Genomic DNA, 10,558 nt, shown 5'->3' on the forward strand with positions numbered 1-10,558 from the left:
TTGTCCGGCGGTTAAAATCCGCAACTAAGCGTGCTTTACATCAATAAAACAAATCAACCAAAGATATAAAACAGCCAAGAATGGATTCACTTGAAAACATAATTAATGCACAGGCCAGGGACGGGGTTCTAGTCCAAAATTCCCAAAATCATTTCCATGTTTTTACTTAGAATCCATAAATGCCATTCAGCGCTTTTGCTTCAATACTTTTTGCAAACAGTGGCGTTTCTTCCTGGTTGTGAAGATCGGATGCGGCCTGGCGCGCTGCGGCTGCCTGTGCAAGGGTTATGCCGTGTTTGTCAATGAATTCCAAAAACTCCGGCGTAGCCGTCGCGTGAATTTCATTGGTGTATTCACAACGCTGATCATCAATTCTGGTGGCTTTCAGCTCCCAAAGCACCTGAACTTTGCTGCGTCCGTTCTGGCTGATCACATCAGACTGCGAGAGCATTCGACAATAGTCGGCACGGAATTCGGTCGCAACATAATGCTGGATTACCAATGCCTCGCCGATCATCTCGACATTGATCGACATCGGCTGACCGTCGTATGTCCTCGTAGCCCCTGCAGCGATATGGTTGACGGAACATTTTTGATATTCGGCATCAGGCAGGTTTAGCAGCCAATCAGCAATGTTCACTTTTTCGATGGGCGCGTTGATGATAGCTTTGGCTACAACATGAGACAATGCATTGGCAGTGGTTTGTTTGATTTCCATGATCTGTTTTGTTTTTGTTTGATAATCCAAATGTCCGACGCAAAAGTTAATCGTCTAAACTCATTTTTTCGATCGAGTTCATCGCCAAAAACGATCAAGTGGTTATATTGCTGCATGGAGTTACGTCAATTGAAATATTTCACAAAAGCGGCTGAGCTGCAAAATTTCACAGAAGCAGCCGCAGCACTGTTTATCACACAGAGCACATTGTCGCAACAGATCAAACAGTTGGAAGATGACCTTGGACTGCCGCTTTTTGATCGGATTGCCAAGCGTGTGCGGCTCACAGAAGCAGGAAAGTCATTTTTACCATACGCTTTGAAAACATTGAAGGATTCAGAAGACGGAAGGGATATTCTTAAGGATCTGATGAATCTCAAAACAGGAATACTTTCTATTGGAGTTACGTATGGCCTCAGTAACCTGCTAACCAAGGCAGTAGCCGACTTTTGTGAAAAGCACCCACAGATCAAATTGATGATCAGTTTCGGGACAACGCAGGAGCTGCTCCGAAATTTGGAAGGAGGAAATCTGGATTTAATGCTATCATTTTACGATGAGCCAGACAATGAACGCACTACAACAGATCATTTATTTTCCGCTCAGCTATCTCTGATCGCCCATCGCTACCATCCCGTGACAGCCAGGAAGGATATTAAGCTGAAAGACTTGCCTGATCTGCCACTGATTTTACCCTCGGCTGGATACAGCATCCGCAGCTATCTGGACTCGGTAATGCAAAAGCATAATTTGTCGCCTTCACTAAGCATTGAGGTCAATGACATATACACCTTACTCCAATTTGTACAAACAAGTCGTTGGGTGACCGTGCTGATGAACTCGACAATACTTCATCATCCGGAATTAAAGGCGGTTCCTATCACCGGAGCCAACATGCAGCGCCAGGCAACCATTGCCTGGCCAAAAGGGGCTTACAGAAAAAAGTCCGCTACGTCGTTGGCTGACATGTTGATTCTGCATGCCGCAGAATATCAGCTACCATAGAAGTAAGCACCATGTTTTCCATGGTGATGTTTTTGACAGGCATTTCTGGAAGTCCTCTTACAAATACTCCCTTTTTAACGCCGTTGCATACGACACCCTACAAGTAGATATTAGATAGTTTTGATTTAAGGATTTATCATCCCGCTATGGGTATCCCGTTAAAGGGCAATCGGTTCACGTAAAAATAATTTTAACACAAATCATTGGATTTTGTTTAGATCAATTTTAAACAAAGGGAATTTACCTATACAGAATTGCTACTAATCGCCTTTATAAACTCCCCTGCGGCTATTGAGCAAAGATTAGGTTTATGTCCTATCGCGCCTGGATGATTAATTGTATGGATACCATGACACCAACAAACCCACCTGTGAATAAAAATGGAGTTATTATTGTGATCGAGGACGACCTTGACGATCAATTTATTTTGGAAGAAGCTTTTAGCGAGCTTGAAATCTCAAATCAAAGAATTTTCTTACCAGATAGCCACGCTGCACTTGACTATCTAAGCGGGCCCAGTACACCGTCCTTCCTAATTTTATCAGACATCAGTCTGCCAAAACTTAGCGGAATCGAACTGCGGGCAGAATTGAGAAAGAATGCAGATATCGTGTTAAAATGTGTCCCTCATCTTTACCTGACAACGGCGATATATCTTCCGCACGTGATTGAGGCGTATTGCGAATCAGCCCAGGGATTTTTCCTGAAGCCAACGGGATTTAATGAGTTAAAGGATTTGTTGGAGTTGATTATAAGGTACTGGAAAACATCGGCCGCTACCAACTGATGCAAATGAGCTTTCCCGGTAAAACAATTTTACTAACAATATCTATTGGTGGTATTATTGTGAGAGCCTGGTTCAACAACAATCGTGGCGGGCATTTATCTGTGCTTAAAGGCAATAGATAACAACTTCGTTATACCATCAAAAGCTGATCTAAATTCTACCGACGCTTGCTATAATGGCTCAGTTCGTTGTAGCTCCATGGCGACAACCGCTTAAAGTATTTCAATGTTGTCCAGAAGTACAGTTTAAGGTGCTTAATTTAGCGTATATCAAACCTTGAATGATGTAAATGAGCTCTAAACCGGCATTTGTCATAATATTCTAAATTACATTTAAACGACGGTATTTCTGTACCAAATTTGACAGTATCATTAGTAAAAAAGCTGATTGCACTTCTCCCCAATCAGGTAAAATTTTATTCTCTTTTGAGTTTTATGAGCAACTCCTTCGCTTTCTTGGCCTCCATTTGCTTGTGTTTCAAAAGCTCTTCCGCTTCTTTAATTGTTAGCTCATTTGCCTCACGTTTCTGGGTTTCAAGTTCTGCTCGGTCAGGATCTTCATAGTAAATACTATCAACTCTCACTGTAAGCGCCGGACTAAGTTGCCTGGCAATTCGAAATTTGAGATCGCTTTCTTCGAGTCTGCTGCTTTCGTTGTAATTGCTGATCGCCACTGCGACGCTCAAAGCTGTTATGATCAACAGCACTACCGCCGAGATAATAAAACCTTTCGAACGAAGGTCAAAGTGATGGTGGTGCCCTACTTGTGATTCCTTTGGGACGCTTACAATTGCTTGCTGGATCTGGGAAAAGTAGGTCTTTAAATCTTGAGTTGACGAATGATGTTCTAAATCCTTTTTTATCTCAATCAGCGTATCGGAAAGCGTCTTGTTTTGAGATTCACTGGCCGCTTGGATAAGGTTTTCAATCGATGCGTTCTTCCTGATAAGAAGTGATAGCACTTCTTCAATCGATTCTAGTTGTTCTTCTATCTTTTTCATAAGCTTTGTCCTAAGTATTTTTTACGTTTTTTCTTTTTTGATGGATTCGAGCTCTGCTGGTCAAATTGCTGTACAGGTCGGAGCAAGTCATCAAATATTTTATCGTCCATGCTTTGCTGGGAGAGAGTTGCGAGGCGAAATCTTTCTTGCGGGTGTCCGGGCTGATATTGTGGCACAATGAGAAACTGCTGCGTCATCGCCAGTTTCTCATTGTGCCGGATCAATGCATCCAGCTTGCCAAAGCTTAAACTCCGGTCGATCTTTGATCCTTTAAATTGCATATCGCCTTTGGCAAAGCTCACACCTTGGATCTCACTCGCGCCAGGTTTATACTTGAAAATGGTCTCGATGCCTTGCCTTTCCAACCTGGCGCGCAATTCATTCCAGCTTGCAGCGGTTGCGCTTGCTGATTTGATTGCATCATACAATTCATATCTTACTTTGTCTGCCCCTTTCAGCTGCTGCCGGTTAACCTGCTGTTTTCCCTTACCCAAATGATAGCCGTATCCGAGTGTGATCTCTTTGCAGACCTTGTGGTTCCTCTCTTTTTGAAACCGGTCTGAGATCGTCTTGCCTTCGTTAGCCACCCGGTTGTAGATGATATGCAGATGTGGATGATTTTTGTCCCGGTGCTCGACCAGGATAAACTGCGTGCTGGTGATCTTCATTTTTTCCATGTACTCCAAAGCACGCTGCTTCATAATCTGAGGCGAAAGAATGGCTTGGTCCAGCTTGCTCCAACTCAGCGAAATATGCCCGACTGCTTTTGTAAGGTCTGGGTGTAATTTCCTTTGCATGTTGAAATCATCAATCATAGCCTGAACTTGACCTGTTCGCACACCTTCAGCCAGTAGCAAACTTGCCTCCTGCTTTTGCATCACATACCGGATCACGCCGCCAAAGCTGCTGCCAATCGTTACCTTACCGATCATCGCTTCCGAGCTTTTTCAGTATCGAATCGATTTGCAAAAGCAGCTCGTTGCAGGATTGCCGGATGAATGTCAAGCCTTCCTTATGGGCAAGATGCGTTAGCTGGTTCAGGTTGTTAGCCATGCCGGTTAGAGTCCTCAGATGCCTGAGATCATCGGGTTTTAGCCTGGCCAAAACTTTTGCTTTCTTGGCAGCTAACCTGAACCAGGCACTTGGTTTCATGCCGGCATCCTTGGCTTTCTCTTCGATCAAAAAGCGCTCGGTTTCTGTCAGCCTTACCATGAGCTGGCTCCGCCGTTTTACTTTTTTTGGTGGCCTGCCGCCTTTGGGGTTATAGGGCTTTTGGTCTTTGATTTCTGTCTTTTCCATCTCACATTCCATTTTTCATTTTAAACCTTTTGCGACCACCGGGAGAAAAAGGCAAGTTTTAGTCGCGCGGGAGCGGGACGGGTTTTTGCGAAGCGAAAACACAAACTTGCTCTCTGAAGACTTTTACAAATGCAGCCCGCCCGACTTTTTGAAAGTCAGCTGCTTTTTCACTTGTTTTTGGCTTGATTTCTGACTGACTAAGTAGTCATTGACATCCTTGTACTGCTTGTAGATGATCGAGGCATCAACTGTTTTAAGCCCTGCCGACTCGTATTTTTCCTGCGTCTTTCTACCAGCATTGTCATGGTCCAAATACAGGAAAATGCTGCGATACCTTTCTAAAATATCCAGGCTCCTGTCTGCCAGACCCACCGAGTTGAGCACCAGAAAATCACTGTGGATTGGATGGATGTTTTTTTGCAGGGTGAGCAAGGAAAGAAAATCCATAAACCCTTCAACAACGCAAATGGACTTTGCCCCTTTTTCAATGTGGGTAATGTCCTTGGGAGAAGTTGATCCTTTGAAGTAAGTATTTCTAAGTTCATAACCGCCGGACCTGTTTTCAAACCCTGCGGCGAAGTACTGTTTGTCTTCCAGCTGATAATACACTTCCTTACAATAGGGCTTAGCAACGTCAAGCGGAATAGCCCGGCCTTCCAGATAGCTGGTTATTGCTGGGTTGTTGCCTAAGGGCTTAACCTCGTCAATAGTGAAAACACCAGCATGGACCGGCTTTTCGGTAACGCTTTGCCATATAGGTTTAGCAGTCAATAAGGGATTGGGCAATTGCTGTTCAAAGAGAAAAAGGTCATTTATCTTTTTAATTAGGCTACTTGCATCCTGGTTGGGATAGAGCCTTTCGGCCAAGTCAAATAACTTCCCGCCCTGCATAATGGCGTAGTCATACCATCGATTAATAACTGTATTGACTTTAAACGATGGGGAATGCTCAGGTTCCCGGATTGGGGATACATACCATTGGTTTTCCCCCCTTTTATAGCTGGACTCGATACCGATTCTATTCAGGAAATCAGTGATCGGCAGCTGATTTAATTGCTTGATATTCATGGTTTTAATTTTTGATTAGCAGACACCTGTTTTAAGCAGGCTGGTAGAAGCCGTTTTTATGATGAGATGATGAGAAATGGATATAAATAATTGATAATGATATAACTTATGGGCTCATCAAAGCCTCATCAAGCATATTTGCCTTGATGAGTTTTCTCATCGTGCTCATCATACCTCATCATAAAATAAGATACTTTGATGAGCATGTTATGCGTTGATAATTACTGAGTTGCGGCTCTTTTTAGAGCCCCTCATCATACTTTTGGCTAATCCAGTCCATTGAAACGCTGTAATACCTGCCTGTTGAATGCACTGCGGCAAGGTCATTGCTGTTGTTGTATAGATAAGTCTGGTAGTTCAGACTGTTTGCTACCGGCTTTAAACCCCAATCGTTTTGCAGGACACTGGAAACCTGCTGCCGGGTGAGCCTTGGCATGTTCCGCTTCAAAAGCTCCAGCATGTCCTTGTTTGTAAATTCGAGTTTACTGATGCCGGTATTCTCAAAGATCTCCCTGAGGATAAATAGCATTTCCGTTTCCAGGCGGTTACGGTTGTTTCGGATAACGCGCATCAATGCCTCGGTGCGAATCTGCCTTTCAGTAAACCACATCCTGGTTTGGGCGACCGGGACTGACAGGCTTCGCGAGATCAGGTAATGAAGAAAGGCCGGAAGCTCAGAGGCCATCAAATCCAGCAGATGGATGTTTTCCGAGGGCAGCACCGGCACCTTGCGTACCCAATACCGGGTTTCGGCCGGGTCAATGACAATGAAGTTTTCTTCGTTGTTAGAGCAGAGTACAAACTTGCCAAAAAACTCGGTTTCCTTCCGGTCCTTTCCTTTGGCTTCAACCTTGGAGTTTTTGGCAGTACTCAGGTTTTTGATCTTTTCTGAATCTTCCCGCCGGTCGAGCAGCACTTCATCGACGGCAACGATCAAGGTGTTCATCCAATCGGAATTGAACTGTGAGCGGAAATCACTATTGCCATTGAAGGTCATGTTCTTTCCGAAGATCATTTTCAGAAAATTCAGGAAAGTGGTCTTGCCGGTTTTCCGCTCTTTGGATACAAAGCACAACACCGGAAGCTTTTGTGTTGGTCTCTGGTATAAAAGGCTTAAATAGTCAAGGCCGAGCTCAAACTGTTCCCCGAAAATGTGCCGTATAAACCCTAGCGTGTTAATTGGATCACCTGGTTCTGGTTTCGCTTCCAGCCGGTGGTAGAGATTGTAAAAGTTTCCAACGATCTCTTTGTACTCCAGATGATCCGGAACACAACAGAAACCATCAAACTTTCTGATCTTCTTGATCTGACTTGGTTCAAGATCCTGCCTAAGCATTTCGGCAGACCATGGGATCCACATCTCCATAAATTCCTTGCTGACAGTCGGCTGCATACACTTTTTGTAATAGCCGGTCTGAACCCGTATATAGCTGCCTGGCAGGTTCAACGGATAATTGTTGGCTGACATCATTGAGGAATTATCTTAGCGAAGTCTTCTTTTCTGCTGAATTGCGAGTGAGGGAAGTTGTTCTCTGAGCTCGCTTATCGTTTTCTTCTTTCCCGACTTGATCCATTCCTCCAATTCAGACTTGTAGAAGTACAGTCTTTTCCCCTTCTTGCTGACCGGAATCTCCCTGTGACAGACTTTTCCGTACAGCGTTTGCACGGATAGATTAAGAAACTCAGCAGCCTGGGAAATCGTCATGAGCTCGATGGCCGGTGTCGCTGGCTGCCGGGATTCTAAAAGAAGATCCTGGATGCTGTCGAGCTTTTGGTGAAGCTCGGAAACTGCGCGTGGCAGCTGGTCGAATGAGTATTGCTCCATAAGGTTGCGTTTTTTGATTTGATACCGCAATGTTATGTGCTTGTCTTGGTGGGTTACAAGGAGGAAGCCGTGTTACCCTACAATTGACTACCGATATTTTTTGATTTTTATTTAGTTGTCGCGCCCTTTTTTGCTTCTGGCCACAGCAGCCAGGGAAAAACCGCCCGGGCTGCTACTAATGATATCAAGAATTGGCGACTTGCAAATTTTGGTATCTGAAGAAATAATTCCATTCAGGTATCCAGTTGTGAACGGCTTGGCATGGGCATTTGACACATATTGAAAATGCGTAATGATCCAACTTTCAAGCTCGGCCTTATTGCAAGAAACGATTAGATTGGCTTCTATCAACTGCTTAAATGCATCAGCAAGCTGATTGCCGTTGCTATTAAAAAGCAGTTTCTCCCTGGGTGCAATGTTATCGGTCAAAAGCGACAACAATGGCTGCTGGTCTTTCTCTTCGAAATACTCCTTGAAGATCTTCAAAAACTGCTCGGCCACACCTTCAATAAATACAGGGTAGCGGCGAATATGTATTGGCGTCGATTTACAATTAGTTATCTTTTCTTCCTCGGAATTTTGCTCTTCCGTTTGTTCAAGCGCAGTGATTTCTGTGATAAACTCGGCCAGGCTTTCTTCTCTCTCACGGATTGAATCACAAAGATCCTCCAGGAACTCCGGGGTGACGATGCCATCTGTTTTATTGGGCTCCAAAAGATCGGTGTAAAAGATTTCAGCAAATTCAATAACAAGCAAAAAGTTGTCCTGGATATTTTCGCCATTTGCAGGGTAATGACGGAAGTAGCTCTGCCAAAATCTATTGAATAGGGTTAAAAGCTTCTTTGCCTGACCCACATATGCTTTTCGCCTCCCGGGATCTGCGCCAATGATGTCAATGACAGCCAGGTCCTTTAAGATTTGCAACCGCTTTGCAAACTGCAACGAGAAATGTGGGGTCTGGTGGGTGATGTCATAGCCAGCCTTGAAGACTGGGCCGAGTTCAGCGGGCTCGCGTTTGTCCCTGATTTCAGTTAGTCGAAGGTCAAATTTTTGTAAGAAGGTGAAATATTCTTTGAAATGCTCCATGCTTAATAAAATCTAGTACAGACTATCAGACGATGCTTACGGCCAAAAACTACAACAGCGCGCTGAGATATTTCTTTGTTTTTTCATCATCAAAACTACCTAAGTAGCTTTCTGTAGTCGAAATCGAAGTATGACCAAGCGACTGACTGATGAATGCGAGTGGTGCTTCTGATTGCAGAAGGATTGTCGCGAAAGAGTGTCTGGCGCTGTAGGTATTAACGTCACTTTCGATTTCAAGCTCTTTGGCAATGCCTCTCATATATTGATTGGTGATCTTAATGACCTGACTGATGATGATCCGCTCTCTTAAAACCGGCATATCGTTTTCAAGGAATGGGAAAATGTTTTTTTTGGGGTGTCGGTCTTTGCCTGCCCACCTTTCTATGATTGCCAGCGTTTCGGGGAACAGCGTAACCTTAATACGGGTTTGGTTGCTCTTTCTGCTCCTGGCTGTCTTCTGCCTAACAAAGGTCAACTTGTCAGACTGAATATCCTCCCATTTCAATCGACAGATATCATTGATATTCATCCCATTGCATAAATAGGAAAATACCCAGAGGTCTCGGCTTCGTTGCTCCATCCCAGGTGCACACTTGTATTCCATGATCTTTAACACTTCACCTTTCGTTAGCGCCTTTTTGGTATTGCTGCCAGCTGGAATGGTGTAACGATTTTTAGAGAACGGGTACAAATCCCGGTTGACGATGCCCTTTTCAATAGCATCATTAAACACTGACCGTATGTGGCGGCCGTAGATACCGACTGTCGTCAGGGAAGCAGCAACAGCTTTTCCTTTTTTGCTTTTTGCGGCTTTTCCGTATTTGAGCATCCATCTTTCATATAGGGCCAGCATCTGCGGTGTCAGGTGTTCAAATTTTATGACGAGGTCCTCAGCTGCAACAGCCTTTCCTTTCGGCGCAATGTAATTTAGGTATTCATACCGCTGCTCAACAGCCAGCGAACTTACGAAACGGCTCAGGGAAGCAGCGGCTGACAGATAACTGGTTGCATTACCGATCCTGCCTTGCTGTGTCATGGTTTCGGCTTTTGATTTCAGTGCAGCAACAACGTTATTATCATCCTTGCGGTTTTCCAAGGTTTTTCGGTCCTGGCCGTACATGCTTATCTCGTGTGCAAACAATTCGAAGCTAAAATCACCTTGAAGCTTCGAGATAATTGTCTTAGCTCGGGACAGGTAACTTTCTACTTCCTTTCCGGTTTGATCTTCTTCAAAGTAATTCCCGTAAAACATGTTCCATAACTTCCGACGATAGTCATTCTTGACTTGTCCCGGGATTCCATTCTTATGTTTTTTTAGAAATGTCCAATCCTCATTATGCACTTTGATCCCGGTGGTAAAAAGCCGTTGTTTTCCCTCGAAGGAAACCAACCATTTTACAATACCTGCACCCTCATTTGAAGTACGTTTATCAAGGAATAAATTGACTGTTATAGCGCCCATGATTTCTTGTCATTTGGTAGTGGTTGCAATAAACTTGCAATACAAATTTAAAAAACATCCAAAAATAACAAAAAATAAAAACGAAAGAAAAAATATCAATCACTTGTTTTACAGCCTTTTATAAAATCATAGAGAGACAAAAAAGCAACAAAAAATACTATTTTTACGTGACTCATAATCAGTAGGTGCCTGGTTCGATCCCAGGTGGGCCCACTTGAAATCAAGAGGCTATCTCAAATGAGGCAGTCTTTTTTTGTTTGTAGCGGTTGTGCAAATTTTCCGGATTGATTATCTTTAGGTATAAGCAA

11 protein-coding genes are annotated in these 10,558 nt (G+C 43.8%); 2 read left to right on the forward strand and 9 right to left on the reverse strand.

Annotated elements, in window-relative coordinates:
* Positions 1 to 166: 166 nt before the first annotated feature.
* Positions 167 to 718, reverse strand: a complete 552-nt coding sequence (locus AC1XTG_RS23110; protein ID WP_484843610.1) for a hypothetical protein — start codon at positions 716 to 718, stop codon at positions 167 to 169.
* Positions 719 to 832: 114 nt separating this feature from the next.
* Here AC1XTG_RS23110 and AC1XTG_RS23115 point away from each other — a divergent pair, with 114 nt between their 5' ends.
* Positions 833 to 1,723 carry a LysR substrate-binding domain-containing protein gene (locus AC1XTG_RS23115; RefSeq protein ID WP_484843611.1) on the forward strand — a complete coding sequence of 297 codons (891 nt, stop codon included), beginning with the start codon at positions 833 to 835 and terminating at the stop codon, positions 1,721 to 1,723.
* 310 nt (positions 1,724 to 2,033) lie between these two features.
* On the forward strand, positions 2,034 to 2,510 hold the full coding sequence (locus AC1XTG_RS23120) for a response regulator (RefSeq protein ID WP_484843612.1): 477 nt from the start codon (positions 2,034 to 2,036) through the stop codon (positions 2,508 to 2,510).
* Positions 2,511 to 2,925: 415 nt separating this feature from the next.
* On the opposite strand, the gene AC1XTG_RS23125 is transcribed toward AC1XTG_RS23120, so the two are convergent.
* The 8 genes from AC1XTG_RS23125 to AC1XTG_RS23160 form a co-directional block, all read right to left on the reverse strand.
* Entirely contained in the window at positions 2,926 to 3,510 is a 585-nt protein-coding gene (locus tag AC1XTG_RS23125) for a hypothetical protein (RefSeq protein ID WP_484843613.1), read from the reverse strand.
* Positions 3,507 to 4,442, reverse strand: a complete 936-nt coding sequence (locus tag AC1XTG_RS23130) for a relaxase/mobilization nuclease domain-containing protein (protein WP_484843614.1) — start codon at positions 4,440 to 4,442, stop codon at positions 3,507 to 3,509. Before AC1XTG_RS23130 ends, AC1XTG_RS23125 begins: the two co-directional genes overlap by 4 nt.
* Positions 4,432 to 4,809, reverse strand: coding sequence for a plasmid mobilization protein (locus AC1XTG_RS23135; protein WP_484843615.1), 378 nt, complete (start codon positions 4,807 to 4,809; stop codon positions 4,432 to 4,434). The genes AC1XTG_RS23130 and AC1XTG_RS23135 overlap by 11 nt, the downstream gene beginning before the upstream one ends.
* 123 nt (positions 4,810 to 4,932) lie before the next feature.
* Positions 4,933 to 5,877 (reverse strand): toprim domain-containing protein, encoded by a 945-nt coding sequence (locus AC1XTG_RS23140; protein ID WP_484843616.1) that lies wholly within the window; start codon positions 5,875 to 5,877, stop codon positions 4,933 to 4,935.
* 241 nt (positions 5,878 to 6,118) lie between these two features.
* Positions 6,119 to 7,348 (reverse strand): primase-helicase family protein, encoded by a 1,230-nt coding sequence (locus AC1XTG_RS23145; protein ID WP_484843617.1) that lies wholly within the window; start codon positions 7,346 to 7,348, stop codon positions 6,119 to 6,121.
* Between the two features lie 12 nt (positions 7,349 to 7,360).
* Positions 7,361 to 7,702: a helix-turn-helix domain-containing protein gene (locus AC1XTG_RS23150; protein WP_484843618.1), complete on the reverse strand. Its 342-nt coding sequence runs from the start codon at positions 7,700 to 7,702 to the stop codon at positions 7,361 to 7,363.
* 111 nt (positions 7,703 to 7,813) lie between these two features.
* Positions 7,814 to 8,788, reverse strand: a complete 975-nt coding sequence (locus AC1XTG_RS23155) for a hypothetical protein (protein WP_484843619.1) — start codon at positions 8,786 to 8,788, stop codon at positions 7,814 to 7,816.
* Positions 8,789 to 8,837: 49 nt separating this feature from the next.
* The gene (locus AC1XTG_RS23160; RefSeq protein WP_484843620.1) at positions 8,838 to 10,250 is read right to left on the reverse strand and encodes a tyrosine-type recombinase/integrase; all 1,413 of its coding nucleotides are present in this window, start codon (positions 10,248 to 10,250) and stop codon (positions 8,838 to 8,840) included.
* Positions 10,251 to 10,558: the final 308 nt, after the last annotated feature.

It is taken from the genome of Dyadobacter sp. HNCC25DJ183, from assembly GCF_056895175.1.